The 25,010-nt window shown below is 73.6% G+C and carries 22 protein-coding genes and 3 tRNA genes; 16 read left to right on the top strand and 9 right to left on the bottom strand.

Annotated elements, in window-relative coordinates; all coding sequences use genetic code 11:
• The first annotated feature begins 25 nt into the window (after positions 1–25).
• The 3 genes from PUR56_RS32225 to PUR56_RS32215 all read left to right on the top strand — a co-directional run bounded on the left by PUR56_RS32225 (position 26) and on the right by PUR56_RS32215 (position 4,258).
• The gene (locus PUR56_RS32225; RefSeq protein ID WP_329951540.1) at positions 26–2,371 is read left to right on the top strand and encodes a Dyp-type peroxidase; all 2,346 of its coding nucleotides are present in this window, start codon (positions 26–28) and stop codon (positions 2,369–2,371) included.
• 95 nt (positions 2,372–2,466) lie between these two features.
• Entirely contained in the window at positions 2,467–2,874 is a 408-nt protein-coding gene (locus tag PUR56_RS32220) for an MmcQ/YjbR family DNA-binding protein (protein WP_329878979.1), read from the top strand.
• Positions 2,875–3,046: 172 nt separating this feature from the next.
• A complete protein-coding gene (locus PUR56_RS32215; protein ID WP_329951539.1) occupies positions 3,047–4,258 on the top strand; it encodes an alpha/beta hydrolase in 1,212 nt (403 codons plus the stop codon).
• A gap of 32 nt (positions 4,259–4,290) precedes the next feature.
• Here PUR56_RS32215 and PUR56_RS32210 read toward each other — a convergent pair whose 3' ends face one another.
• Positions 4,291–5,268 carry a helix-turn-helix transcriptional regulator gene (locus PUR56_RS32210; RefSeq protein ID WP_329951538.1) on the bottom strand — a complete coding sequence of 326 codons (978 nt, stop codon included), beginning with the start codon at positions 5,266–5,268 and terminating at the stop codon, positions 4,291–4,293.
• A gap of 99 nt (positions 5,269–5,367) precedes the next feature.
• Between PUR56_RS32210 and PUR56_RS32205 the strand changes: the two genes are divergently transcribed.
• A complete protein-coding gene (locus PUR56_RS32205) occupies positions 5,368–5,943 on the top strand; it encodes a TIGR03086 family metal-binding protein (RefSeq protein ID WP_329878982.1) in 576 nt (191 codons plus the stop codon).
• A 93-nt stretch (positions 5,944–6,036) separates the two neighbouring features.
• Here the strand turns inward: PUR56_RS32205 and PUR56_RS32200 are convergent, their stop codons facing one another.
• Entirely contained in the window at positions 6,037–6,498 is a 462-nt protein-coding gene (locus PUR56_RS32200; protein WP_329878983.1) for a MerR family transcriptional regulator, read from the bottom strand.
• Positions 6,499–6,606: 108 nt separating this feature from the next.
• On the opposite strand from PUR56_RS32200, the gene PUR56_RS32195 reads away from it, so the two are divergent.
• A complete protein-coding gene (locus PUR56_RS32195) occupies positions 6,607–7,434 on the top strand; it encodes a serine hydrolase domain-containing protein (RefSeq protein ID WP_329951537.1) in 828 nt (275 codons plus the stop codon).
• Between the two features lie 60 nt (positions 7,435–7,494).
• On the opposite strand, the gene PUR56_RS32190 is transcribed toward PUR56_RS32195, so the two are convergent.
• Complete coding sequence (locus PUR56_RS32190) at positions 7,495–8,271, bottom strand: pirin family protein (RefSeq protein WP_329878985.1); 777 nt, start codon at positions 8,269–8,271, stop codon at positions 7,495–7,497.
• Between the two features lie 264 nt (positions 8,272–8,535).
• Here PUR56_RS32190 and PUR56_RS32185 point away from each other — a divergent pair, with 264 nt between their 5' ends.
• The 5 genes from PUR56_RS32185 (at position 8,536) to fabF (ending at position 13,556) form a co-directional block, all read left to right on the top strand.
• Positions 8,536–9,732 (top strand): PucR family transcriptional regulator, encoded by a 1,197-nt coding sequence (locus PUR56_RS32185; protein WP_329879032.1) that lies wholly within the window; start codon positions 8,536–8,538, stop codon positions 9,730–9,732.
• A gap of 90 nt (positions 9,733–9,822) precedes the next feature.
• A complete protein-coding gene (locus PUR56_RS32180) occupies positions 9,823–10,794 on the top strand; it encodes an ACP S-malonyltransferase (RefSeq protein WP_329878986.1) in 972 nt (323 codons plus the stop codon).
• The gene (locus PUR56_RS32175; RefSeq protein ID WP_329878987.1) at positions 10,791–11,825 is read left to right on the top strand and encodes a beta-ketoacyl-ACP synthase III; all 1,035 of its coding nucleotides are present in this window, start codon (positions 10,791–10,793) and stop codon (positions 11,823–11,825) included. The genes PUR56_RS32180 and PUR56_RS32175 overlap by 4 nt, the downstream gene beginning before the upstream one ends.
• Positions 11,826–11,904: 79 nt before the next feature.
• A complete protein-coding gene (locus tag PUR56_RS32170; RefSeq protein WP_030310143.1) occupies positions 11,905–12,147 on the top strand; it encodes an acyl carrier protein in 243 nt (80 codons plus the stop codon).
• A gap of 146 nt (positions 12,148–12,293) precedes the next feature.
• Entirely contained in the window at positions 12,294–13,556 is a 1,263-nt protein-coding gene (gene fabF / locus PUR56_RS32165) for a beta-ketoacyl-ACP synthase II (protein ID WP_329878988.1), read from the top strand.
• Between the two features lie 98 nt (positions 13,557–13,654).
• Here fabF and PUR56_RS32160 read toward each other — a convergent pair whose 3' ends face one another.
• Together PUR56_RS32160 and PUR56_RS32155 are read right to left on the bottom strand one after the other, a co-directional pair.
• Entirely contained in the window at positions 13,655–14,149 is a 495-nt protein-coding gene (locus tag PUR56_RS32160) for a DUF3145 domain-containing protein (RefSeq protein ID WP_329878989.1), read from the bottom strand.
• Positions 14,150–14,542: 393 nt separating this feature from the next.
• Complete coding sequence (locus PUR56_RS32155; RefSeq protein ID WP_329951536.1) at positions 14,543–15,571, bottom strand: NADP-dependent oxidoreductase; 1,029 nt, start codon at positions 15,569–15,571, stop codon at positions 14,543–14,545.
• A 90-nt stretch (positions 15,572–15,661) separates the two neighbouring features.
• On the opposite strand from PUR56_RS32155, the gene PUR56_RS32150 reads away from it, so the two are divergent.
• The gene (locus PUR56_RS32150) at positions 15,662–16,126 is read left to right on the top strand and encodes a MarR family winged helix-turn-helix transcriptional regulator (RefSeq protein ID WP_329951535.1); all 465 of its coding nucleotides are present in this window, start codon (positions 15,662–15,664) and stop codon (positions 16,124–16,126) included.
• A gap of 159 nt (positions 16,127–16,285) precedes the next feature.
• The gene (locus PUR56_RS32145) at positions 16,286–17,836 is read left to right on the top strand and encodes an LCP family protein (protein ID WP_329951534.1); all 1,551 of its coding nucleotides are present in this window, start codon (positions 16,286–16,288) and stop codon (positions 17,834–17,836) included.
• A 12-nt stretch (positions 17,837–17,848) separates the two neighbouring features.
• On the opposite strand, the gene PUR56_RS32140 is transcribed toward PUR56_RS32145, so the two are convergent.
• The gene (locus PUR56_RS32140) at positions 17,849–18,772 is read right to left on the bottom strand and encodes a 1-aminocyclopropane-1-carboxylate deaminase/D-cysteine desulfhydrase (protein WP_329951533.1); all 924 of its coding nucleotides are present in this window, start codon (positions 18,770–18,772) and stop codon (positions 17,849–17,851) included.
• Positions 18,773–19,050: 278 nt separating this feature from the next.
• On the opposite strand from PUR56_RS32140, the gene PUR56_RS32135 reads away from it, so the two are divergent.
• A complete protein-coding gene (locus tag PUR56_RS32135; protein ID WP_329951532.1) occupies positions 19,051–21,054 on the top strand; it encodes a hypothetical protein in 2,004 nt (667 codons plus the stop codon).
• 343 nt (positions 21,055–21,397) lie between these two features.
• Here PUR56_RS32135 and PUR56_RS32130 read toward each other — a convergent pair.
• A tRNA-Ile gene (locus PUR56_RS32130) sits at positions 21,398–21,471 on the bottom strand.
• Positions 21,472–21,804: 333 nt separating this feature from the next.
• Between PUR56_RS32130 and PUR56_RS32125 the strand changes: the two genes are divergently transcribed.
• Positions 21,805–22,551, top strand: a complete 747-nt coding sequence (locus PUR56_RS32125) for a trypsin-like serine peptidase (protein ID WP_329951531.1) — start codon at positions 21,805–21,807, stop codon at positions 22,549–22,551.
• 119 nt (positions 22,552–22,670) lie between these two features.
• Here PUR56_RS32125 and PUR56_RS32120 read toward each other — a convergent pair.
• Both PUR56_RS32120 and PUR56_RS32115 read right to left on the bottom strand, forming a co-directional pair.
• Positions 22,671–22,743: transfer RNA gene (locus PUR56_RS32120), tRNA-Asn, on the bottom strand.
• A gap of 56 nt (positions 22,744–22,799) precedes the next feature.
• Positions 22,800–22,872, bottom strand: a tRNA-Asn gene (locus PUR56_RS32115).
• 248 nt (positions 22,873–23,120) lie between these two features.
• Here PUR56_RS32115 and PUR56_RS32110 point away from each other — a divergent pair.
• Both PUR56_RS32110 and PUR56_RS32105 read left to right on the top strand, forming a co-directional pair.
• Positions 23,121–23,414, top strand: coding sequence for a hypothetical protein (locus PUR56_RS32110; protein ID WP_380360528.1), 294 nt, complete (start codon positions 23,121–23,123; stop codon positions 23,412–23,414).
• A 156-nt stretch (positions 23,415–23,570) separates the two neighbouring features.
• The gene (locus PUR56_RS32105) at positions 23,571–25,004 is read left to right on the top strand and encodes an FGGY family carbohydrate kinase (protein WP_329951530.1); all 1,434 of its coding nucleotides are present in this window, start codon (positions 23,571–23,573) and stop codon (positions 25,002–25,004) included.
• The last annotated feature ends 6 nt before the right edge of the window (positions 25,005–25,010 follow it).

Raw genomic sequence — 25,010 nt, 5'->3', positions numbered from 1 at the left:
ACGCGCGACGAGGAGAACAACCCCCATGACCACGGCAACGGATCTGAGACTCCGCGAGAGCGACGAGATCCAGGGCGACATCGTCGCCGGCTTCAAGAAGGACAACGTCACCCTGCTGTTCCTCAAGTTCGAGGACGCCGCCCGGGCCCGCGACTGGCTGCGCCGGCTCGCCCCGCAGATCGCCACCACCCGCCAGGTCGCCGGCTTCAACGCGGCCTTCAGCGAGGCCCGCAAGTCCTCGGGCGGCGACGACCCCCGGACGCTCCGGGCCACCTGGCTGGGCCTCAGCCTGACCTACGAGGGCATGCGTCAGCTCTCCGCGACCGACCCGTTCCCGCAGGGAGCGCCGCCCGGCACCGGCCTGGAGGCGTTCAAGGAGGGCTCGGCCAAGCGGGCCGGCGCGCTCGGCGACACCGGCGACAACTCCCCGGAGAACTGGCTGTTCGGGAACGGGAAGAGCCAGCCGGTGCACGCGGTGCTGACGATCGCCTCGGACACCGAGGAGGACCTGAGGACCACCGTCGAGGCGCAGCGCGAGGCCGCCGCCACCGACCGGATCGTGATCGTGTTCCAGCAGAACGCCCAGACCCTGAAGGGCAGCCGCCGCGGCAAGGAGCACTTCGGTTTCAAGGACGGCATCAGCGAACCCGGCGTCCGCTTCTTCGACCAGCCCGACCCGAACCGGCCCGAGGAGGTCCAGGGACACCCGGGCACCCGGATCGTCCCGGCCGGCGAGTTCGTGGTCGGCGAGCAGCCGGCCCCCGGCAGCGCCACCGAGTTCCCCGAGTGGGCCCGCAACGGCTCCTTCCAGGTGGTCCGCCGGCTGTCCCAGGACGTGCCCGGCTGGTGGGCCCAGGTCTCGGTCAAGCTGAAGGAGCTCAAGCAGGCCAAGGCCGTCCCGGAGTCCGCCACCGCCGAGTGGCTGGCCGCCCGGCTGGTCGGCCGCTGGCGCTCCGGCGCGCCGGTCTGCAAGCACCAGGACCGGGACGTCCCGAACGACCCGGCGGCCTCGTCCGACAACGACTTCGACTTCCGGGACGACCTGGAGGGCCTGGCCACCCCGCTCTTCTCCCACCTGCGCAAGACCAGCCCGCGGGCCGGCCTGCAGGCGCCCGACCCGAGCGTGCCGCCGCTCGACGCCCGGGACCTGGACGGCCGGCGGATCATCCGGCGCGGCGCGCCGTACGGGTACCCGTTCGACCCGGCCTCCGAGGGCCCCGGCGGTCCGGACGACCCGCGCGGCCTCCTCTTCGTCTGCTACCAGGCCGACATCGCCCGGCAGTTCGAGTTCATCCAGGCCGACTGGATGGACCAGCCGGACTTCCCGCCCGGCCGCAACCCGGAGCCCGGCAAGGACCCGGTGACCCAGCAGGCCGACCAGGTCGACTTCGAGAGCCGAGGCTCGGACGGCGCGGTCAGGCACACGCCCCTGAGCTTCCAGCAGTTCGTCCAGACCCAGGGCTCGGTCTACGCCTTCGCGCCGTCGATCAGCACCCTGAAGGCGCTCTGCGACGGGCGGCTCACCGGCCAGGGCAGCACCCAGGGCCAGCAGGGCCAGAACCAGGGCGGCACCCAGACCCAGTACCAGCAGGGCCAGCAGGGCGGCCAGACCTCCCCGCAGTCCGGCCGGGCGTACCCGTGCGACGAGATCGTCGCCGTCCCGGACCGGTGGCGGCGCGGCGGGCAGAGCGAGTTCTGGGTCTGCCACGGCGACCGGTACCGGAAGATCTCGGTCTCCGACGGCACCGGCGCCGACCGGGTGGTCAAGGGCGACGGACGGCTGAGCGGCCACTCCTGTCTCCAGGGCATCGCCCGGCTCGACTGCGTGCTGCCGATGCCCGACCTGCAGAACCCCGGCGGCAAGAGCTGGTACTGGGTGTTCCACAGCAGCGGCGGACGCCAGCAGTACCGGGCCGTCTCGCTCACCTGCGGCAGCACCCACGCCGGCACGCTGGAGCGGCCGGACCGCGACCTCACCTCCTGGGGCTCGCTGAAGGGCGTCGGCCAGGTGGACTGCTTCCTCCCGGTGCCCGACCAGCAGCGGGTCAGCGGGAAGAGCTGGTACTGGGTGTTCCACACCACCGGCGGGCGCCAGCAGTACCGGCTGATCTCGGTGGCCGACGGCGCCGCGCACACCGACGTGCTGGAGCGCACCGACCGCGAACTCTCCCAGTGGGGCTCGCTGAACGGCGTCGGCAAGGTGGACTGCTTCCTCCCGGTGCCCGACCAGCAGCGGGTCGGCGGCAAGAGCGAGTACTGGGTGTTCCACGGCGACACCTACCGCCGGATCTCGGTGGCCGACGGCAGCGGCCACCCGGACCGCCTGGTCGGCGGCGACCGTTCCTGCTCCGGCTGGAACTCGCTGAGCTGACCCGGGCCGCCCCTCCCGGGCGGCCGTCCCGTCCGCCCCCGGCGCCCACCCGGCGCCGGGGGCGGACTGTCGCACCCCTGCCCTACTCTGCGGCCATGGTGACCTTCGACGAGTTCCGGGCGATGGCCCTCGCCCTGCCGCAGGCGACGCAGCAGCCCACGTGGGAGACCGAGACCCTCCGGGTGGACTCGAAGATCTTCGCGATGGGCTCCCCGGACGGCGACTCCGTCACCGTCAAGGCCTCCCGGGAGGACCAGGCCGAGCTGCTCGCCGCCGAGCCGGAGGTCTTCTCCAGCGCCCCGTACGTCGGGCGGCACGGCTGGGTGAGCGTCCGGCTGGACCTGGTCGACCGGGACGAGCTGCGGGACCTGCTGACCGAGGCCTGGCGGCGCGCCGCGCCCAAGCGGCTGGTCCGGGAGTTCGGCGCCGGGCCGGAGTCCGGGCCGGCGGAGCCGGCGCGGGCGAAGGGGAGGCCGAAGTCGACGGGCGGAGGCGACGCATAGCCTGAACGAGTGACGCCCGTCCGGTCATCTCCGGTTCATGTGATCCATCCCACAGTTTAAGGTGCACCCACTCCTCTCCCGGGCCCCTAGGCTTGCGCTGGAAGTTGGCAGTCGTACCACCCTTCGGGCCCCGCCCGCGGATCGGTGACGGGACTCTCAGGGAGTTGAGGCGATGCGCCGTCGGCGGTGGAAGCATGTCCTGATCGGTGCCTTCGCGGGCTGCGCGGTACTCGCCGACGCGGGCGCGGCGGCAGCGCAAGCCGCTGCCGCCACCGAACAGTTGGCCATCTCCACACCACCGGCCGGCAGTCTCGCCTGGGTCGAGGACCACTCCTACGGGCACGACCTCCCCGACCCGGCCACCACCACTGCGGCCACCGCGGCCGAGTTCTTCGCCGGGCTCGGCCAGGCCGAGCTGAACCGGCTGGTCGCGGCGTACCCGCTGGTGGTCGGCAACTTCGACGGCGCCCCGCTCGCCCTGCGCTACCGGGCCAACCGGGTGGCACTGGCCGCCGAGCGCGACCGTGCCCGGGCCCGCGCCGCCGACCCGGACCTCGACTCCGACCTGCACGCGCTGGCGGTCTCCCGCGCCAACGACGTCGAGAGCCTGCTCGCCCCCGAGCGGCAGATCCTCGCCTTCGACCCGCGCGGCCGCGGCCTGCTGACCGAGGTCTGGGGCGACCTCGCCTCGGCCGACCGGGTCTCGGTGATCGTCCCCGGCTCGGACGCCGACCTCGGCCACTTCGACCAGGCGGTCGAGCCGCTCCGCTCCCCCGCCGGGATGGCCCGCGCGCTGTACGCGGAGGAGCACCGGCAGTCCCCGGGCGCCCGGACCGCGGTGGTCGCGTGGACCGGTTACGTCACGCCGTCCGGCCTCGGCCCGGACGCCGTCACCTCCCGGCTCGCCGACGTCGGGGCGCCGCGACTGCGGCGACTGCTCGCCGGGCTCCGGGAGACGACCCGGCCGCAGGCCCCGCCCGCACTGTTCTGCCACTCCTACGGATCGGTGGTCTGCGGCACCGCCGCGCCCGACATCCCCCGGGCCGCCGCCTCACCCTCCGACACCTCCGGGATCACCGACGTCGTGGTGTTCGGCTCCCCCGGCATGGGTGTGGAGAGCACCTCGGAGCTGGGCGCCGGAGTGCACGTCTGGGCCACCCGCAACGAGAGCGACTGGATCGGCAACGTGCCGTACCTGGAGTTCGGCGGGCTCGGCCACGGCGCCGACCCGACCTCGGCGGACTTCGGCTCCGAGCACGTGTCCTCGGCCCGCTCCGCCGGTCACAACGGCTACTTCACCCCCGACACCGACAGCCTGCACAACTTCGCGGCCGTCGCGCTCGGCGACTACCAGAACGTGGTCCGCCCGACGGCCGGCGCCTGACGGCGGTCGGGGTGATCGCGGCCACGGGTCCGTCAGCGCGCGTCCACGTAGAGCCGGACCGCTTCCGCGGCCGCCCTCGCCATCTCCCGGCGGGCGGCCGGCGGGGAGAGCACCTCGGCGTCCGCGCCGAAGGCGAGCAGCGCACGGACGGCCGGCAGCGACTGGAAGCCCAGCCCGAGCTCGACCCAGTCCTCCGGCGCCCCGCCGCCGGACTCGGGCGGCGGGGCGGCCAGCCGCCCGCCGTGGATCCGGACGAACATGTCCAGCCGCGCGCGCCGCACCCGCACCGCGACCTTCACCTCCTTGGGCAGCCGCTCCACCTGCTCCCGCAGCACGCCCCAGACGTCGCTCAGGCCCAGCCCCGGACGGCGGCGCGCCGGTTCCTCGGAGGTCTCGGCGTACAGCACCCGGTCGGCCCGGAACAGCCGCGGCTCGCCCTGCAGATCGGCCACCAGGTACCAGACCGCGGCCTTGCTGACCAGGCCGTACGGGTCGACGGTGTACTCCACCGGCCCGGGGGTGCCGCTGTGCCGGTAGCGCAGCCGCAACCGGCGGTCGGCGAAGACGGCGTACTGCAGCTCGCCGAGATCGGGCCCGCGCGGGGCGCCGGCCTGCAGCCAGCGCGCCGGGTCGACCAGGATGCGTTCGCTGATCCGCTCGGCGCCCGGGCGGTGCGGGGCGGGCAGTGCGGCCATCACCTTGCGCAGGGCCGAACCGAGCGCGCCGTCCAGCCCGAGATCGCTGTGCGCACCCTGGGCGGACAGCACGAACAGGGCACGCGCCTCGTCGGCGGTCAGTCCGCTGACGTCGGTGCGGTAGCCGGGCAGCAGGCTGACGCCGCCGTGCCGGCCGCGCTCGGTGTAGACGGGGACGCCGGCCGTGGAGAGCGCCTCGACGTCGCGGTAGATGGTGCGGACCGACACCTCCAGCCGTTCGGCCAGTTCGGTGGCGGGCACCCGGCCGCGGGTCTGGAGCAGCAGCAGGATCGAGAGCAGGCGGTCGGCCTTCATGGCACGAGGATCGCAGAAATCCTGACGCCGGATGTCAGGTTTTACCGGGAGATTGCCTTCGAGACGAAAAACCCTCCGTACCGATGGAGTTGATCCCGCATGGACACCACCCAGGACCCGCGCCCGCTGTACCTGCTCGCACTCGGTCAGTTGGAGAAGCTGATCGCCGAAGCCGGCCCGGAGACGCTCGACCGGCCCACCCCGTGCACCGAGTACGACCTGCGGACCCTGCTCGGCCACGTGGTCGGCGGTATCCACCGGTTCGCCTACCTCGGTGAGGGCGGGCGGTCCGAGGACGTCGCGGCGATGACCGGCGACCTGGCCGACGACGCCTGGCCGGCCGCCCTCGACCGGGCCCGGACCCGGGCGACCGCCGCGTGGGCCGAGGACGCCCGGCTGGACCGCCCGACCGCCGCGCCGTGGGGCGAGGTCCCGGGCCGGGCCGCGGTGGGCGGCTACATCCTGGAGACCGTCACCCACAGCTGGGACATCTCCCGGGCGCTCGGCAGCAGCGTCCCGCTGGACGAGCGGCTGGCCGAGACCGCCCTGGCGATCGCCGAGGCCGTACTGCCGACCGGCCCGCGCGAGGGCGCCCCGTTCGGCCCGGACCTCCCCGCCCCGGCCGACGCCGATCCCTACACCCGCCTCGCGGCCTTCCTCGGCCGCGAGGTCTGAGCCGCCACCCGCGCCGCCACCCGCGCCGGCGCAGCTGAACCGGCGTACCCCGGGCCGACGGGCCCGGGCGAACGCCGGCCCGCCGGGCCCGGGCTACCGAGCGGGGCCGCTCCCGGCGATCCGCCCGGCGTACAGGTCGATCTTGTGGTCGAGCACGGCCAGGGTCGCGTGCAGGTCCGCGACCTGCTGCCGCACCTCCTCCCGGTGGGCGAGCAGCAGGTCGCGCCGGTCCTCCAGGGTCCGGTCGCCCTCGCGGGCCAGCTCCACGTACCGCAGCATGTCGGCCACCGTCATGCCGGTCAGCCGCAGCCGGCCCAGGAAGGCCAGCCGGTGCAGGTCGGCGTCGTTGTAGCGGCGCTGCCCGGAGGCGGACCGGTCCACCGGGTCCAGCAGGCCGATCCGCTCGTACCAGCGCAGGGTGTGGGCGGTCAGCCCGCTGGCCGCCGCCACCTCGCCGATGGTGTGCCGGGGCGTACGGTCCGGCTCCCCGACCGGCGTGCGGAAGACGTCGGAGCAGGTGCGCGGATCGAGGTCGATCGGTGCGGGCACGGCCATGGTGGAACCCCCGGTGGCGGACGATGCCGTCGGCGCCGACGGCCTGGACTGCACTCCGGCCAAGCCTGCCATCCCGGCGGCCCGGGCCTCCCCGTTAGAGTCGGGCCCATGGAGAGCTTGCGGAAGATCGAGGACTGGCCGGTGCCGAACGCGGCGGCGGCCGTGGTGCGGGGCGAGGACGGCGCGGTACTGGGCACGTACGGGCCGCAGGACCACCTGTTCCCGCTGGCGTCGGTGACCAAGCTGCTCACCTCGTACGCCGTGCTGGTCGCCGTCGAGGAGGGCGTCTTCGAGCTGGACGACCCGGCCGGGCCGGAGGGCTCGACCGTGCGTCACCTGCTGGCCCACACCTCGGGCCTGGCCTTCGACGAGCACAAGGTGATGGCCGAGCCCGGCAACCGCCGGCTCTACTCCAACGCCGGCTTCGACGTCCTGGCGCAGGCCCTCCAGCAGGCCGCCGGCATTGACTTCGGCCGGTACGCCGCGGAGGCCCTCTTCGAGCCGCTCGGCATGCGCTCGACGCTGATCAACACCGCCCACCGGGCGCCGGCCGGCGCCGGCGGGCTCTCCACCGCCGCCGACCTGGCCCTGTTCGCCGCCGAGCTCCAGTCGCCCAAGCTGCTGGACCCGTCCACGCTGGCCGCCGCCACCCGTGAGGTCGCCTTCCCGGGGACCAGCGGCGTGCTGCCCGGCTTCGGGCACCGGCGTCCGAACGACTGGGGCCTGGGCTTCGAGATCCGCGACGGCAAGGCCCCGCACTGGACCGGCACCGCCAACTCCCCGGCCACTTTCGGCCACTTCGGGCAGTCCGGCACCTTCCTCTGGGTCGACCCGGAGGCCGGCGTCTCCTGCCTCGCGCTCACCGACCGGGACTTCGGGCCGTGGGCCGCCGAGGTCTGGCCGGTGCTCAGCGACGCGGTGCTCGCCGAGCTCTAGGACTCGGACGGCCCCGGACGGGCCGGGCGGCTCAGCCCGTGCCCGCCCGCGCCCGCCCCCTCAGCCGTACGAGACCGGCGAGTGCATCTCCCAGAGGAGCAGTTCGGCGCCGCTCTCGCCGGCCGTCGGCGCGGCGAAGGCGTCCCCGGTGATCCGCACGCTGTCGCCCGGCACCATCGAGCGGCCGCCGCCCTGCGGCCCGGGCACCGTGCGGTAGCCGAGCGAACCGGTCGTCAGGTGGGCGTACCGCCAGGCGGCGGCCGGGAGCTCGGGCAGCGGCTGCCACGGCCCTGCCGTCACCAGCCAGAGCGCGGCGTCGCCGCGCCGCAGCCGCAACGCGTCCGTCCCGGCGTCCCGCGCCAGCCCGGAGGCGAGCAGCGTCAACCCGCCGGTGTCCGGTTCCACCCGGCGCAGCCCGTACGCCGGGGGCGCGTCGAAGGTGTCCGGCTGCAGCCACATCTGCACGAAGCGGACCGGGCCCCCGGCGCCGCCGACGTTCCGCTCGGTGTGGGTGACCCCGGAGCCCGCGCTCAGGTGCTGGACCATGCCGGGGCGGACCACGCCGCCGTGCCCCTCGGAGTCCCGGTGGGCCAGCGCGCCCTCCAGCACCCAGGTGAGGATCTCGGTGTCCCGGTGCTTGTGCTCGTCGTACCCGGCGCCGGGGGAGAGAAGTTCCTCGTTGCAGGCGAGCAGCGCGCCGAAGTGGGTGTTCCTCGGGTCGTAGTGCCCGGAGAACGAGAAGGCGTGCCTGGTCTCGACGCCCTCGGCGGGGGTGGAGACGTAGCGTTCGGCGGTCCGGCGCAGATCGGCGCGCGGACGGGCGGGAGCGTCGGTCACGGCCCCACCGTAGCGTGGTCCGGGGCGCGTTCCCGGGCGCTCCGGACGGGGTGCCGGCGCCGGTCGGCCCGCGACTGTGACGGTTGCCACCGTGCCGCTCCGCCGGGGGGCGTGCACAAGCAGTCACTCCGGTGAGGCAGTCTTGTCCTTGTGCCAGCCGCCTCCGCGAACTCCAAGAGCGATCCGACCGCCAAGCCCGACAAGAGCGGGAAGGCCCCGACGACCGGCGCCGGGAGGGACCGGCCCGGCCGGGCGGCCCCGCGCCTGACCGCGCAGGAGCGCCGGCTCGCCGCCGAACGTGCGGAGCGCCGCGTCGCGACCCTCAAGCGGCTGGAGAAGTCCTCGGGCAAGCTCGCCTCCGCCGCCATCGCGCGGATGGACGACCAGCTCGGCTGGTACCGGCGGATGCCGCCGGAGCACCGCTCCTGGATCGGCCTGGTCGCCCAGGCCGGCATCGCCGCCTTCACCGAGTGGTACCGCAAGCCGGAGGCCCCGCAGGCGATCTCCACCGACGTCTTCGGCACCGCGCCGCGCGAGCTGACCAGGGCGATCACGCTGCGCCAGACGGTCGAGCTGATCCGCACCACGATCGAGGTGATGGAGGAGGCCATCGAGGAGGTCGCCTCCCCCGGCGACGAGGCGGACATGCGCGAGTCGGTGCTGGTCTACGCCCGGGAGATCGCCTTCGCGACCGCCCAGGTGTACGCCCAGGCCGCCGAGGCCCGGGGTGCCTGGGACGCCCGGCTGGAGGCGCTGGTGGTCAACTCGCTGCTCTCCGGGGACGCCGACGAGGGTGTGCTCTCGCGCGCCGCCGCGCTCGGCTGGGGCCAGCCGAGCCAGGTCCGGGTGGTGATGGGCTCGGCTCCGGACGGTGACAGCGAACTCGTGGTCGAGGCGATCCGCCGGGCCGCGCGCTACGCCAAGCTGCACGTGCTGACCGGGGTGCTGGGCAAGCGCCTGGTGGTGGTGGTCGGTGGCGACAAGGAGCCGGTGCACGCGGCCCGGGCGCTGATCGGCCAGTTCGCGGCCGGCCCGGTGGTGGTCGGCCCGACCGTGCCGGACCTGCTGTCGGCGACCCGCTCGGCCCACGCCGCCGCGGCCGGCCTGCGGGCCTGCCCGGCCTGGCCGGACGCACCGCGCCCGGTCCTGGCCGACGACCTGCTGCCGGAGCGGGCGCTGGCCGGCGACCAGGCGGCCCGCCAGCAGCTGGTGGAGGAGATCTACACACCGCTCGACGAAGCCGGGTCGGCACTCCTGGAGACCTTGAGTGTCTACCTGGAGCAGGCGTCCTCGCTGGAGGGCGCCGCCCGGATGCTCTTCGTCCACCCGAACACGGTGCGCTACCGGCTTCGACGTGTGACCGACGTCACGGGCTACGCTCCATCAGACGTTCGTTCGGCCTTCACCCTGCGTATCGCACTGGCGCTGGGGCGGCTCACGGCCTCGGGAGAGTCCGGCTGAGCCCGATGTAGGGACCTTACAATCCGGGATGCTTTTCTTCGTTACCGTCGCCTACCCGCCCCCGGGCGCTCGGCGAGAGAGGGTTGAACCGTGCTCGTAATCGTCGCCCCTGGACAGGGTGCCCAGACCCCCGGTTTCCTCAGCCCCTGGCTGGAGCTCGACGGTGTCGCCGACCGCCTCCGCGGCTGGTCGGAGGTCGCCGGGCTCGACCTGGTGCACGCCGGGACCGAGGCGTCCGCCGAGGAGATCAAGGACACCGCCGTCGCCCAGCCACTGCTGGTGGCCGCCGGCCTGGTGACCGCAGGCGTGCTGTTCCCGGACGGGGACACCGCCACCGCACAGGTCGGCGCGGTGGCCGGCCACAGCGTCGGTGAGATCACCGCCGCCGCCTTCGCCGGCGCGCTGACCCCCCACGACGCACTGACCTTCGTACGCGAACGCAGCCTCGCCATGGCCGAGGCCGCCGCGGCCGTCGAGACCGGGATGGCCGCCCTGCTGGGCGGTGACCCGGAGGTCGTCGCGGCCAAGCTGGCCGAACACGGCCTGACCGCGGCCAACAACAACGGCGGCGGCCAGATCGTCGCGGCCGGCACGCTGCCCCAGCTGGACGCCCTCCGGGCGGACCCGCCGGCCGGAGCGCGCCTGGTCGCCCTCAAGGTGGCGGGCGCGTTCCACACCACGCACATGGCGCCGGGTGTCGAGCGGCTGGCCAAGCTGGCGCCGACCCTGCCGGTCGCCGACCCGGGGATCACGTACGTGTCCAACCAGGACGGCGAGGTCGTCGCGGCCGGCGACGAGCTGCTGCGCCGCCTGGTGTCGCAGGTCTCCAACCCGGTCCGCTGGGACCTCTGCATGGAGACCCTGCAGCAGCTGGGCGCGACCGCCGTCATCGAGCTCGCCCCGGCGGGCACCCTCACCGGACTGGTCAAGCGCAACCTCAAGGGTGTGGCGTCGCTTGCCCTCAAGACCCCCGCCGACCTGGAGAAGGCCCACGCGCTCATCGCCGAGCACGCCGGCCCGGGCCGGGAGCACAGCGGTCAGGAGCAGGAGCAGCAGGCATGAGCAACACCCCCCAGATCCGTCCGACCACCGGTGCGCAGTACTCGCGCATCCACGGGGTCGGCGGCTACCGCCCGGTCCGGGTGATTCCCAACGCCGAGGTGCTGACCTGGATCGACTCCTCCGACGAGTGGATCCGCACCCGCAGCGGGATCGCCGAGCGCCGTTGGGCCGGCCCGGAGGAGAGCGTCGCCGAGATGTCGGTGCAGGCCGCCGGCAAGGCCATCGCCCAGGCCGGGATCTCCCCCGACCGGATCGGCGCCGTGGTCGTCGCGACCGTCTCGCACCTCAAGCAGACCCCGGCCGTCGCGACCGAGATCGCCGAGCGGCTCGGGTGCGGCACAGCCCCGGCCTTCGACATCTCGGCGGCCTGCGCCGGCTTCGGCTACGGTCTCGGCCTGGCGGACGGCATGGTCCGCGGCGGCAGCGCCGAGTACGTGCTGGTGATCGGCGTGGAGCGGCTCAGCGACCTGACCGACCAGTCGGACCGCTCGACCGCCTTCATCTTCGGTGACGGCGCCGGCGCCGCGGTCGTCGGCCCGTCCGACACGCCCGGCATCGGCAAGGTCATCTGGGGCTCCGACGGCTCGCAGAAGGACGTCATCTCGCAGACCCAGGCCTGGGACACCGCCTTCGCCAAGGAGGGGGCCGTCAACGGCGCGGGCGAGGAGACCAAGTGGCCGGCCCTCCGGATGGAGGGTCAGTCGGTCTTCCGCTGGGCGGTCTGGGAGATGGCCAAGGTGGCCCAGCAGGCGCTGGACGCCGCCGGGATCACCGCCGACCAGCTCGGCGCCTTCATCCCGCACCAGGCCAACATGCGTATCACCGACACCATGATCAAGACCCTGAAGCTCCCGGAGTCCGTGCCGGTCGCCCGCGACATCGCGGAGACCGGCAACACCTCCGCGGCCTCCATCCCCCTGGCGATGGAACGCATGCTGGAGAGCGGCGAGGCCCGTAGCGGCGACCTCGCACTGATCATCGGGTTCGGGGCGGGTCTCGTCTACGCCGCGGCAGTCGTTACGCTCCCCTAGGCGTTTTCGCCCGAACCATCCGCAAACCTGCGTCCGTCCGCCGGGCGGCCGCATTCAACACCGAAGAGGAGCAGCCAGTATGGCTACCAAGGACGAGGTCCTGGAAGGTCTCGCCGAGATCGTCAACGAGATCGCCGGCATCCCGACCGAGGACGTCGAGCTCGACAAGTCCTTCACCGATGACCTGGACGTCGACTCGCTGTCCATGGTCGAGGTCGTCGTGGCCGCCGAAGAGCGCTTCGACGTCAAGATCCCGGACGACGAGGTCAAGAACCTGAAGACCGTCGGCGACGCGGTGAACTACATCCTCACCAACGCCTGAGCGGTCGACTCGTTCGACGCCTGACATCGGCCGGCTCCCTCCGAGTCGGCCGACCCGCCGGCCGGGACGCCCCACCGGGGCGCCCGGCCGGGCTCACCTTCGGCCGCCGCCGACCGCCCCCGCACGATGTGAGAGAAGAAGATCCAGTGACTGAAAACCGTACCGTGGTCGTCACGGGTATCGGCGCCTTCACGCCGCTGGGCGGCGACGCCGCCACCACGTGGGAGAACCTGGTCGCCGGGCGCTCCGGAGTGGCTGCCCTGACCGAGGAGTGGGCCGCCGACCTGCCCGTCCGGATCGCGGCGCGCACCGCCGTCGAGCCCGGTGAGATCCTCCCCCGCCCGCTGGCCCGCAAGCTGGACCGATCGGCGCAGTTCGCCCTGATCGCCGCCCGCGAGGCCTGGGCCGACGCCGGCTACGAGACCCCGGCCACCGACGAGTCGTCCAAGCTCGCCCCCGAGCGCCTGGGCGCGGTCATCGCCTCCGGCATCGGCGGCGTGACCACCCTCCTCGACCAGTACGACGTGCTGAAGGAGAAGGGCTCCCGCAAGGTCTCCCCGCACACCGTCCCGATGCTGATGCCCAACTCCCCGGCGGCCAACGTCGGCCTGGAGGTCGGCGCCCGCGCGGGTGTGCACACCCCCGTCTCCGCCTGCGCCTCCGGCGCCGAGGCGATCGGCTACGCGATCGAGATGATCCGCACCGGCCGCGCCGACGTCGTGGTGGCCGGCGGCACCGAGGCGGCGATCCACCCGCTGCCGATCGCCGCGTTCGCCAACATGATGGCGATGTCCAAGAGCAACGACGACCCCCAGCGCGCCTCGCGCCCGTACGACAAGGGCCGGGACGGCTTCGTGCTGGGCGAGGGCGCCGGCGTGGTCGTGCTGGAGTCGGTCGAGCACGCCGAGGCCCGCGGTGCCCGGATCTACTGCGAGGCGGTCGGCCAGGGCCTGTCCTCGGACGCCCACCACATCGCGCAGCCCGAGCCGACCGGCGCCGGGGTGGCCCGCGCGCTGGCCGACCTGTTCGAGCGCAACGACCTGGACAAGGCCGAGATCGTGCACGTCAACGCGCACGCCACCTCGACCCCGCAGGGTGACACCGCCGAGCTGAAGGCGCTCCGCAAGGAGCTGGGCGAGGACCTGAACCACATCGCCGTCTCGGCCACCAAGTCGATGACCGGTCACCTGCTGGGCGGCGCCGGCGGCATCGAGACCGTCGCCACCGTGCTGGCCCTGCACCACCGGCTCGCCCCGCCGACCATCAACGTCGACGAGCTGGACGACGACGTGGACGCGGACATCGTCCGCGACGAGCCCCGCAAGCTGCCCGAGGGCCGGATCGCCGCGCTGAACAACTCGTTCGGCTTCGGCGGCCACAACGTGGTGCTGGCCTTCCGCACCCGCTGACGCCCGGCACGTCGAAGGGGCCGGCACCCACCTGGTGGGTGCCGGCCCCTTCGGCACGACCGGTCGGCGTCCTCGGACGCCGGTTCGGCGACGGCGGCTCAGACCACCTGGTGCAGCCAGCGCACCGGGGCCCCCTCGCCGGCGTACCGGAAGGGTTCCAGCTCGTCGTCCCAGGGTTTGCCGAGCAGCATCGCGATCTCGGACTCCAGGTCCGCCCCCTCGCTGCGGGCGCGCAGCAGGACGGCGCGGAGCCGGTCCTCGGGGATCAGGATGTCCCCGTGGATGCCCGTGACGGCATGGAAGATGCCGAGCGAGGGCGTGCTGCTGTACCGCTCGCCCTCCGCCGTGGCGCAGGGCTCGCTGGTGACCTCGTACCGCATCAGCTGCCAGCCGCGCAGTGCGGAGGCGAGCTTCGAGGCCGTACCGGGCTCCCCCTGCCAGGAGAGCTCGGCGCGCCAGTGTCCGGGCGAGGCCGGCTGGCGGATCCAGTCCAGGTTCACCCGCACACCGAGCACCCCCGCGACGGCCCACTCGACGTGCGGGCACAGCGCGCGGGGCGCGGAGTGGACGTACAGGACTCCACGTGTCGTCACCGGGACCTCCAGGCTGTGGACGAGGGTCGCCTTCCCCAGCTGCCTCGCGTTCGTGCCTGCGGTTGATCCACAGTTACCCACGTTAGCCGACATTAAGCCACTAAATTGAGCAAAACGGACAGGCTTTCGCTCAATGCTAGTCGAATCCTCAACGAGGTCCACCCCTCGGCCGGATCTCTCCCCCGAACGGCCCCATCGCCAGGCGGGAACACCGTACCGCGCCGCCCCGCACCATGGATGACGCACTTTCGGATCGGGCCGGAATGCGGTAGTGCGGCCGGATCCCCTCCGCCGGGTACGCAAACCGCCCCGCGCGCCCGGCCGGGGTTCCGGCGGGCGGCGGGGCGGTGCGGAGGCGGCGGGGTGCAGCCCCGGGCCGCGGCGGACGCGGCGTCAGGCGTCCAGCCGGACCACCATCTTGCCGGTGTTGGCGCCGCGCAGCAGGTCCAGGAACGCCTCGGCGGCGTGCTCGAAGCCGTCGACCACGGTCTCCTCGTGGCGCAGGCTCCCGTCCTTCAGCCAACCGGCGACCTCGGCGACGAACTGCGGCTGCAGTGCCGCGTGGTCGCCCACCAGCATGCCCTCCAGGCGCAGCCGCTTGCCGATCACCAGCGCCAGGTTGCGCGGGGCGGCCGGGGCGGTGGTCTCGTTGTACTGGGCGATGGCGCCGCAGAGGACGGCCCGGCCGTGTGCGCCGAGCGCGCCGATCGCGGCCTCCAGGTGGTCACCGCCGACGTTGTCGAAGTAGAGGTCGATGCCGTCCGGGGCCGCCAGCGCGAGCTGCTCGCGGACCGGGGCGTCCTTGTAGTTGAAGGCGGCGTCGAAGCCGTACTCGTCGACCAGCTTGGTGACCTTCTCCGCCGAGCCGGCCGAGCCGACCACGAGCGAGGCGCCCTTGAGCCGGGCGATCTGGCCGACCATCGAGCCGACGGCGCCGGCCGCGCCGGAGACGAAGACCCGGTCGCCCTCCTTGAGGCCGCCGACCGCCAGCAGGCCCGCGTACGCGGTGAGGCCGGTCATGCCGAGGGTGCCGAGGTAGGCGGAGAGCGGCGCCGCGGCCGGGTCCACCTTGACCGCGCGCTGCGCGGGCAGGGTCGCGTACTCGCGCCAGCCGAGTCCGTGCAGCACGGCGTCGCCCGGGGCGAAGCCCTCCGCCTCGGAGGCGACCACGTAGCCGACGGCGCCACCGTCCATCGCCTCGCCCAGCCGGAACGGCGGGACGTAGGACTTGACGTCGTTCATCCGGCCCCGCATGTAGGGGTCGACCGACAGGAAGGTGTTGCGGACCAGGATCTCGCCCGGGCCCGGGCGCCGGACGGGTGCCTCGACCAGTGCGAAGTCGGTCGGGACCGGCCAGCCCTGGGGGCGGGCGGCGAGGTGCCATTCGCGGGCGGTGGCGGGCGCTTCCTGCTCGGCGGCCATCGAAATACTCCCTACATGAAAGGTTGAGTCAGTGAAGTAACAATGGGCATGAAAGGTTCATGTTGTCAACTTTTCAGGTAGACTACGGGCATGGATACCAAGCCGACCCGGGTCGCCACGCCGCAGCCCGACGAGATCACCCGTGAGGTCGTCGACCTGATGGCCAATCTGGTCGCGCTCTTCCACCGCGAGTACGAGGAGGCCGCCGCCGCCCGCTCCCTCACCGGAGCACAGGCCAAGGTCCTCGCGCTGCTGCGGCGCGGGCCGATGCCGATGCGCCAGATCGCCCAGACGCTCAGCTGCGAGCCGTCCAACATCACCGGCATCGTCGACCGGCTGGAGTCGCGCGGCTTCGTGACCAGGCAGGCCGACCTGCAGGACCGCCGGGTCAAGCTGGTCGCCGCCACCGACACCGGCGCCACCGCGTCCGAGGAGCTCCGCGAGTCGCTCAACTTCGCCCGCGAGCCGCTGGCGGCGCTCGAACCCGAGGAGCGGACCCAGCTGCGCGACCTGCTCAGCCGCATGCTCACGGGCGCCGCCGGCCCCGGTGCGTGAGGAGCATCACAGGCCAGGTGACCGGTCCGGCTGAATTGGCGGCCGATCGGAGGTAACCGAACACTCCCCCGAAACGTCTAACTCTCGAAGACCAGACACGGCCCGTCCGGCGGACCGTGCGGGTGGGAACCGAGAACGGACAACAGGGGGACGGGGCGGATGAGCAGCAGCACGCGCCGACGGCGCATCATACGGACGGCGATAGGACTCGCGGCCGTGCTGGTGCTGTCCGTGGCGGGCGCAGGCGCCTGGTTCTACCACCGGCTCGACACCAACATCACCACGTTCGACCCGGGCGGCGTCGCCACCGAGCGCCCGCCCGCACCCGTCCCCGCCACCCCGGGCGCCTCCGTCCCGGTCAACGTCCTGCTCCTCGGCTCGGACACCCGCAACGACGGCAACGCCGACCTCGGGGGCGGCGACGAGGGCGTCGGCCACTCCGACACCACGATCCTGCTGCACATCTACGCCGACCGGAAGCACGCCGTCGGGGTCTCCATACCCCGCGACGCCCTGGTGACCATCCCGTCCTGCCGGAAGCCCGACGGCAGCTGGACGACCGCGCGGACCAACCAGATGTTCAACGAGTCGTTCACCGTCGGCGCGTCCCCCAAGGGGAACCCGGCCTGCACGCAGAACACCGTCGAGGCCATGACCGGCCTGCGGATCGACCACACCATCGTGGTCGACTTCAAGGGCGTCGCCGCGATGACCGAGGCGATCAACGGCGTCGACGTCTGCATCCCCAACGACGTCAACTCGCACGACATCAAGCTCAGGAAGGGCATGCAGAAGATCTCCGGCCAGCCGGCCGTGGACTACCTGCGGGCCCGCTACGGCTTCGGCGACAACTCCGACATCGGGCGGATGAAGCGCCAGCAGGCCTTCCTCTCCTCGATGATCCGCAAGATCCAGGGCCTCGGCTTCTCCCTCCCCACCCTGCTCCCGCTGGCCGACGCGGCCACCCGCTCGCTCACCGTGGACGAGGGCCTGGGCACCGCGATGAAGCTGGTGGACTTCGCCCAGTCGCTGCAGCAGATCAAGCTCGCCGACATCACCTTCGTCACCGCCCCCTGGCGGTTCTCCACCGCGAAGCCGGGCCGGATCGACCTCGTCCACCCCGACGTGGACACCCTCTGGCAGCTGCTGCGGGAGGGCCGCACCCTGGACGGGCAGAGCACCGGCCAGGTCGCCGACACCTCGACCGCCGTGCCGTCCGACGCGTCGTCCCCCTCGGCCGCCGCGCCGACCGTCGCCCCCACACCCCTGACGCCCGAGCAGGCGGCCGTGCCGATCACCGTGATCAACGGCGTCGGCACCTCCGGGCTGGCCGGCAGGGGCTCCGAGACGATCCTCGGCAAGGGGTTCCGGAACGTCGCCCTCGGCGCCACCCAGGGCGGCCGGCTGCACACCGAGATCTCCTACGACCCGCCGTTCAGGGCCGCCGCCGAGCAGGTCGCCCAGCTCTTCCCGCAGGCCCGGCTGGTCGAGGAGCCCGGCTCCGAGGGGATCACCGTGATCCTCGGCCGCGACTACCGCCCGGCCGCCGGCCCGGCCGGCACCGCCCCGGGCGTTCCCGGAGTCCCGGGCGTCCCCGGCGGCGCGGCGGCGACCCCCTCCGCCCCGCTGCCGACCGGCGTCCCCACCGGCATAGCCGAGAACAGCCGCACCGCCGACATCGACCCCTGCTTCGACCTGACCTTCGGCTGAGCCGGACGAGCTCTAGGGTCCCTCCACCGGGTCGGGCAGCCCGGTGACCACGGCGGTCAGCCTGGTCCCGGGCGGGAAGGCACCGGCCGCCGCCAGGCCGTACAGGGCGGACAGCAGCTTGGCCACGTAGCGCCGCTCCAGGGCGACGCCGTGCCGCCGCTCGAAGCCGGCCGCGAACTCCTCCAGCGCGGCCGGCACCCGCCCGTACCCGCCCCCGTGGTGGTCGTGGTCGATCCGCCAGCCGGCGAACTCCCGCCCGTACGCCTCCCGGTGGAGCCGGGTCACCTCGTCCTCCAGGTAGCCGGCCCCGCCGCGCAGCACGGCCACGCCCAGCGCCCGAGCGCCCGGGGGCAGCCCGGCCGCGATCCCGGCCAGCGTGCCGCCGGTCCCGACCGGGCAGCAGACCACGTCCCGCTCACCGAGGTCCGTCAGCTCCGCCGCGACCGCCGCCGCACCGCGGGCCGCCAGGGCGTTCGACCCGCCCTCGGGCAGCACCAGGCACGGCCCGAAGCGCCGTTGCAGGCCGGCCGCCACCACCGGGTCCGTCCCGCAGCGCCCGGCCGCCTCCCGGTACTCGGCCCGGGGCAGGAACACCAGCTCCATCCCGGCCGCCTCCGCGGCCCGCAGCGACCAGTTCCGCGGCGCGCGCGCCAGCTCCTCGCCCCGGACCAGCCCGACGCTCTCCAGTCCGAGCGCGCCGGCGGCCACCGCGGTCGCCCGCAGGTGCGTCGAGTAGGCGCCGCCGAAGGTCAGCAGCCGGGTCTCGCCCCGCTCGGCCGCGGCCTCCAGGTTCGGCGTCAGCTTCCGCCACTTGTTCCCCGGCACCAGCGGATGCGCCAGGTCGTCCCGCTTGAGCCGCAGCTCCACGCCGACCCGCGCCAGCGCCTCGTCGGGGCAATTCACGAGGGGTGTCGGCAGCTGTGCGGGTGCGAGCATCCGGTCAGGATACGAGGCCCTCCCGACCCCGCCTGGCAGGCCCATATCAAGGGAAGGTCAAAGGCGGAAAACAGCCCGTCCCCCGGGCACCCCCCGTGTGCTGCGCACACCCACCCATGATTCACACTAGTAGCGGTCGGGATATTCATACTGACCGCTCGATATTCTCAAGTTATCAGCATAATTGTGGGGGAAGCATGTCGATCGCGACACCCGTCAGATCCGCGGACATCCCGGAAAAGACGGGACAGGAAGCTGGCGGGCGGAGGCAGCTTCCCGTGCTTCCGGGTGCCCCCCAGCTTCGCCTCGTCGCGGCGCTGGTGCTCCTTCCTCCGCTGTTCCACCTGGTCTCGGCCGACCTGCTGACCTTCGCGCTCGTCTGGTTCGCCGCCGCGTCGCTGATCCGCTCGCAGACCACCGCCCTCGACCGGCTGATGATCTCCGGCGGCCTGCTGATCGGCTGGGCCTGCGCGCTCAGCCTGCTGACCAGTTACTGGCCCTGGGGCCTCCACCCGGTGGCCCTGGCCGAGGCCACCGCGATACCCCTGGCCGCCGTCGTGCTCGTGCAGGGCCCCCGGCCGGCCCGCCGGCGCGCCCCGCTCCGCGCCCTGCTCCGCCGACTGGTCCCCACCCGGGACTTCCCGCTGCTGCTCACCGTCGCCGCCTCGGGCGCGTTCCTGCTGTACCCGATCCTCCGCCGGGACGCCATCGACCGCCTGGCCACCATCATCACGGCGGAGGACCTCGCCCGGCACGCCGCGCTCTACGACACCATCCTCCGCCTGGGCGGACTCACTTCCCTGCACCAGACCGAGGCCGCCGAGACCGTGACACTGGGCCTCGGCACCTACCCGCAGGGCAGCCACCTGACGATGGCGGTGCTCACCAGCTTCCTCCACGGCGGCACCGCCCGGGGCTCGGGGCTCGCCCAGATCTCGCTCTTCGTCGCCCTGTTCGCCGTCGTCACCGCCGGTCTCACCGCCGCCCTCCTCTGGGCCGTGCAGCGGGCCGCAGGCCCGGCGCTGCGCGGCTGGCGGGGCCTGGCCCTCGCCGTACCGATGGCCGTCTACCTGGTCGTCGCCGAGCTGCCCCGGATGCACGGCCGCGGCTTCCTGAGCGAGATCTTCGCCCTCGGGCTGCTCGCCCTGCTGGTCGCCCTGGCGATCCGGCCGCTCAGCCGGACCCGGGAACAGGTCGTGGCGCTCGGCGCCCTGGCGGTCGGCGTCTCCTTCGGCCACTACCTGCTGCTGCCGGTGGCCGCCACCACGGTGCTCGCCTGGGCCGTCGTGCACTGGCGCGGCTGGCGCCGCCACTGGCCCACCGTGCTGGCCACCTCCCTGGCGGCCGGCGCCCTCGTGCTGTTCCCCCCGTTCGTCAACGCCAAGTCGGCCGGTTCGGCGGACGTGCTCACCCTGCCGGGCGGCATCGGCCCGGTCGGCCGGCACCTGCTCCTGCCCGTCGTCGTGGCCGCCTTCGCGGCGCTGCTGACCCGGCGTTCGCTCGCCAACAAGCCCCGCCGGGTCGCCCTGATCACCCTCGCCTCGGTCTCGGCGCTCTGCTTCGGCGTGATGGAGTACCAGCTGATCACGGTCGGCTCGACCTCCTACTTCTACGAGAAGATGATCCACCAGCTGCTGGTGATCGGGGTGATCTGCTTCGGCGCCGCCCTGCTGCCGATGCTCGGCCGCCGGGTGATCGCCGGCCGGAGCGACCCGGCGGCGCCGGGTGCGCACCGGGCCCCCTCGGCCCGGTTCCGCCGCGGGCTGGCCGTGCTGACGGCCACGGGCTGCCTGGGCTTCACCGTCCTCAGCAACGCCAACCCCGAGGTCGGCCCGCAGGGCTGGCAGGGCAGCCCCGGACGGGCGCTGCTGCGCGGCGAGGGCTCCCGCCCCGGGATCGCCGAACGGATCGCCGTGATCGCCGCCCACCACCCCCAGGACGGCCGGGTCGCGGTCTCGCTCGCCGGTACCCGCGCCTGGAACGAGCCGATCGAGGACTGGGGCTCGGCCGAGGACAACATCTGGCTCAGTGTGATGAACCGGAACCAGGGCCGTGCCTGGGAGCCGTGGGCCTGGTCGCTCACCCGCCGCAGTGCCGAGGAGATCGTGAAGTTCACCGAGGCGTCCGCCGCTCCCCTGCGGTTCTACGTCGACGACACCTCGCCGCTGGTCGCCGACCTCAAGGCGCTGTCGGCCGGCGGCAAGCACCCGGCCCTGGCGTTGTCCGTCCTCAAGCGTGACGGGCACGGCGCCCTGACCGTCCAGCCGGTCAAGCTCGGCTGAGCCGCGCGGACACCGCACCGAAGGCCGTGGGGCCGTCACCGGACACCGGTGGCGGCCCCACGGCGTCGTGACGCCCGGACAGGGGCACGGAGGGCCGGAACCGGGCCGCGGGGCCGCGGGGCCGCGGACAGGCGGGCGCAGGCAGCCGGACGGCGGAGCATCGGAGCGCGGAGCGTCGGAGCGGGGCCGGAGGTGCGGCGGCCGGGCGTCAACGCGCCCCCGGCGCGGACCTGTTCGAGTGATTCCCGGCCTGTCGGTGCGGTCGGCGGTGCCGCCGGTCACTAGAGTTCGTGCAGATGACCGCACCTGGTCAAACCCGGCACTCCGGGCGAAACGGCGAAGGTGGGGCGGGTGGGACTCGAACCCACGACCAAGGGATTATGAGTCCCCTGCTCTAACCGGCTGAGCTACCGCCCCGGTTCGCAGCACACGACGGGTCACCCGGTCGCGGCAGCAGCAGACGGCCCCGAAAGGCCGTCCCGGGCAGCATAGCCGGTCGATCACCCGTGGTGCGCGCCGGGGGCGCACATGGGTGCGCGCAGTTCGACGGCGAAGCGGACGGGCCGACAGGCCCCCCGAACGGCGGGAACCGCCCGGACGACCGGCCCCCGACCGAAGGGGCCCGCGGGCGGATGACGGGGCGTGGGACGGCGACGGTGGCGCAGCCCGGCCCGGCCTGATAGATCTTCCTCACGAACGGCGGAACGCACGAACCTCGATGCCCGCCCCGAGGACGAGACGGAGCCCCCGATGGACTCCCGCCCGGTACGGCCCGCGCGCGCGGCCAGAACGGCCGCGACGGCCGCCCTGCTGCTCGCCGCAGCCATCGCCTGCGGCGGGAGCGGGCAGGAGCGGATGGCCGACGTGGCGCCGCCGAACCCGGCCGGGGACCGGGTCGGCACCCTCTCGATCCGCACCCCGCAGGGGCCCCGCGCGTGCACGGCGAGCGTGGTGCAGAGCCCCGGGCGCAATCTGCTGGTGACCGCCGCGCACTGCGTGCAGAGCCGCCGGATCGGCCTGCTGGACGGCCTGGTGTTCACCCCCGGCTATCGCAACGGGTACTCGCCGTACGGGAGTTGGCCGGTGGAGTCGGTCACCGTCGATCCGCGCTGGGCGTACGACGACGATCCCGAGTACGACGTGGCGTTCGTCACCGTGCGGGCGGTCGGCGGCCGGGAGGTGGAGGACGCGGTCGGCGGCAACCCGCTCGGCACCGGCCAGGGCTTCGGGCTGGCGGTGTCGGTCACCGGCTACCCCAACGAGCAGGACGAGCCGATCACCTGTTCGGGCCTGACCAGCTCGCAGAGTCCCACCCAGGAGCGGTTCGACTGCGGCGGCTACACCGACGGCACCAGCGGCAGCCCGTGGGTCACCACGACCGGCCGGGTGATCGGCGTGATCGGCGGCTACCAGGAGGGCGGCGAGACGCCGGGCACCTCGTACAGCGTGACCTTCGACGACCGGGTCACCGAGCTGTACCGGCAGGCCACCGAGTGACACCGCCCACCCCGGCGGGAACGCCCGGGAACGCCCGGGAACGTGTCGGACAACACGAAGGCCCCCCGGTCTACCGAGGGGCCTTCGCTCTGAGCAGTCACCGGGCGGAGCCGGTGAAGCTCCCGCAATTGGACTCGAACCAATAACCTGCCGATTAACAGTCGGCTGCTCTGCCAATTGAGCTATGCGGGATCGCGGTCCTGGCGCACCACGAACGGGACGACGACCCAGGAGGGCCGGCACCCGAGCTCCCCCAATTGGACTCGAACCAATAACCTGCCGATTAACAGTCGGCTGCTCTGCCAATTGAGCTATGGGGGATCAAGCTTCCGCTCCGGCTCCCGGTCTCCCGGGCTCCTCGGCGCTCGCTGCGGGACATACATTAGCGCACTCGGGGGGGTGGTCCGCCAATCGCTTTCCCCGGCAGCCCCGCCGGCGACCCCGCCCGGCGCGCCCGACGCGCGCCCGGCACACCGCGCGGGAGATGCTGGGGTCACCGACGGTTCACCGTCCCGACGGACGGGTAGGGCAATGCGGCAATGGCCGCCAGGAGAGGGTGGAATCCGATCATGTGGAAGCTGTCGTTCGGCGTCGGACTCGCGACGGGCTATGTCCTGGGCACGCGGGCCGGGCGCCGACGCTACGAGCAGATCGCCAGGATCACCCGGCAGGTCGCCCAGAACCCCAAGGTCCAGGGCGCGGCCGACAAGGCGAAGCAGCAGGCCGGCGCGGTCGCCGGAAAGGCCGCCGGGGCCGTCGCGGACAAGGTCGGCGACCGGCTCCCGAACGCCGTCACCGACCGGGTGCCGTACCTCAGCCGGCCCAAGGCCGAGGACGACAGCTGGGGCACCTCCCGGCCGTGAGACCGGCGGTCCGCGGGGCCCGTGGACCCCACCCGTGACGGGTGGGTGACACGACGGTGACGGCCCGCCGTACGCCGCCTCCCGGACGCGGTACCGAACGGGCAACACTTCCCCGGTCGGGCCGCGTCCGGACGGCCGCTGAGGCATGATCTCGATATGGCCATCGTCGCGGGGATAGACAGCTCGACGGGTCGCACCCGGATCGTCGCGTGCGACTCCGGGACCGGCGCGGTACTGCGGTCCGGCAAGGCACCCCACCCCGTACCGGACGACCCGGACGCCCGGCCCGGCGAGGCCGACCCGCAGATCTGGCTGCACTCGCTGGGCGACGCCGCCGCCGGCGGCCTCCTGGAGGGCGTCCGGGCGATCGGCGTCAGCGCGCAGCAGCACGGGATGATCGGCCTGGACGCCGGCGGGGTGCTGGTCCGGCCCGCCATCCTCTGGAACGACCCGCGCTCCAGCGGCGCCGCCGCCGCCCTGCTGGACGCGCTCGGCGGCCCGGCCGCCTGGACCGCCGCGATCGGCGCCGTCCCCGCCCCCAGCTACACCGTCGCCAAGCTGCGCTGGCTGGCCGAGTTCGAACCGGCCAACGCCCGGCGGATCGCCGAGGTGCTCCTGCCCCACGACTGGCTGGTCTGGCAACTGCTCGGCCACCCCAAGCGGCGCACCACCGACCGCGGTGACGCCTCCGGCACCGGCTACTGGTCCCCGATCAGCGGCGAGTACCGGCAGGACCTCGTGAAGCTCGCGCTCGGCCACGAGCTGCGGCTGCCGCACGTCCTCGACCCGGCCGAACCCGCCGGACACACTCCCGAGGGCCTGCTGATCTCGGCCGGCACCGGCGACAACATGGCCGCCGCGCTCGGGCTCGGCCTCGGCCCCGGCGACGCGGTGGTCTCGCTCGGCAGCGCCGGCACGATCTTCGCCGTGCACGAGCGGGCCGTGGTCGACGCCACCGGCCTGGTCTCCTCGTTCGCCGACGCCACCGGCCGCCACCTGCCGATGGTCGCCACCCTGAACGCCGCCCAGGTGCTCCGCTCCACCGCCGCCCTGCTCGGCTGCGACCTGGAGGGCCTCAGCGACCTGGCCCTGCAGTCCTCCCCCGGCGCGTACGGCCTGGTGCTGCTCCCCTACCTGGACGGCGAGCGGACGCCCGCGCTGCCGCACGCGGCCGGCACCCTGACCGGGATGCGGGCCGAGTCGATGGCCCCCCGGCACCTGGCCCGGGCCGCCGTCGAGGGCATGCTCTGCAACAGCGCGGACGCCCTGGACGTGCTGCGCGCGCAGGGCATCGAGGTGAAGCGGGTCTTCCTGCTCGGAGCGACCGGCCGGCTGCCCGCCGTCCGGCAGATCGCGCCGCAGCTGTTCGGCGCCCCCGTCGTCGTCCCGCCGCCCGGTGCGCACGCGGCCCGCGGCGCCGCCAGGCAGGCCGCCTGGGCGCTCGCCGGCACCCCCGAGCCGCCGCGCTGGGAGCTCCCGGAGGCCGTCACCGTCACCCCCGACGCCGAGCAGGACCTGCCGATCGGCTCGGGCGTGCGCCAGCAGTACCGGGCCGCCCGCGATCAGATCCACCCGGAGACGGCCGGCTGAGACGTC

The organism is Streptomyces sp. BE303, assembly GCF_036290945.1.
GTDB lineage: Bacteria > Actinomycetota > Actinomycetes > Streptomycetales > Streptomycetaceae > Kitasatospora.
Note: the sequence above shows the minus strand (reverse complement) of the source record. Positions and strands in the feature narration are given on the sequence as shown.

What these genes read in the sequence shown, in the direction of transcription:
- PUR56_RS32225 (WP_329951540.1), top strand. Translation starts at nt 26, where the DNA reads ATGACCACGGCAACGGATCTGAGACTCCGCGAGAGCGACGAGATCCAG.
- PUR56_RS32220 (WP_329878979.1), top strand. Translation starts at nt 2,467, where the DNA reads ATGGTGACCTTCGACGAGTTCCGGGCGATGGCCCTCGCCCTGCCGCAG.
- PUR56_RS32215 (WP_329951539.1), top strand. Translation starts at nt 3,047, where the DNA reads ATGCGCCGTCGGCGGTGGAAGCATGTCCTGATCGGTGCCTTCGCGGGC.
- PUR56_RS32210 (WP_329951538.1), bottom strand. Translation starts at nt 5,268, where the DNA reads ATGAAGGCCGACCGCCTGCTCTCGATCCTGCTGCTGCTCCAGACCCGC.
- PUR56_RS32205 (WP_329878982.1), top strand. Translation starts at nt 5,368, where the DNA reads ATGGACACCACCCAGGACCCGCGCCCGCTGTACCTGCTCGCACTCGGT.
- PUR56_RS32200 (WP_329878983.1), bottom strand. Translation starts at nt 6,498, where the DNA reads ATGGCCGTGCCCGCACCGATCGACCTCGATCCGCGCACCTGCTCCGAC.
- PUR56_RS32195 (WP_329951537.1), top strand. Translation starts at nt 6,607, where the DNA reads ATGGAGAGCTTGCGGAAGATCGAGGACTGGCCGGTGCCGAACGCGGCG.
- PUR56_RS32175 (WP_329878987.1), top strand. Translation starts at nt 10,791, where the DNA reads ATGAGCAACACCCCCCAGATCCGTCCGACCACCGGTGCGCAGTACTCG.
- PUR56_RS32170 (WP_030310143.1), top strand. Translation starts at nt 11,905, where the DNA reads ATGGCTACCAAGGACGAGGTCCTGGAAGGTCTCGCCGAGATCGTCAAC.
- PUR56_RS32155 (WP_329951536.1), bottom strand. Translation starts at nt 15,571, where the DNA reads ATGGCCGCCGAGCAGGAAGCGCCCGCCACCGCCCGCGAATGGCACCTC.
- PUR56_RS32150 (WP_329951535.1), top strand. Translation starts at nt 15,662, where the DNA reads ATGGATACCAAGCCGACCCGGGTCGCCACGCCGCAGCCCGACGAGATC.
- PUR56_RS32145 (WP_329951534.1), top strand. Translation starts at nt 16,286, where the DNA reads ATGAGCAGCAGCACGCGCCGACGGCGCATCATACGGACGGCGATAGGA.
- PUR56_RS32140 (WP_329951533.1), bottom strand. Translation starts at nt 18,772, where the DNA reads ATGCTCGCACCCGCACAGCTGCCGACACCCCTCGTGAATTGCCCCGAC.
- PUR56_RS32125 (WP_329951531.1), top strand. Translation starts at nt 21,805, where the DNA reads ATGGACTCCCGCCCGGTACGGCCCGCGCGCGCGGCCAGAACGGCCGCG.
- PUR56_RS32110 (WP_380360528.1), top strand. Translation starts at nt 23,121, where the DNA reads ATGTGGAAGCTGTCGTTCGGCGTCGGACTCGCGACGGGCTATGTCCTG.
- PUR56_RS32105 (WP_329951530.1), top strand. Translation starts at nt 23,571, where the DNA reads ATGGCCATCGTCGCGGGGATAGACAGCTCGACGGGTCGCACCCGGATC.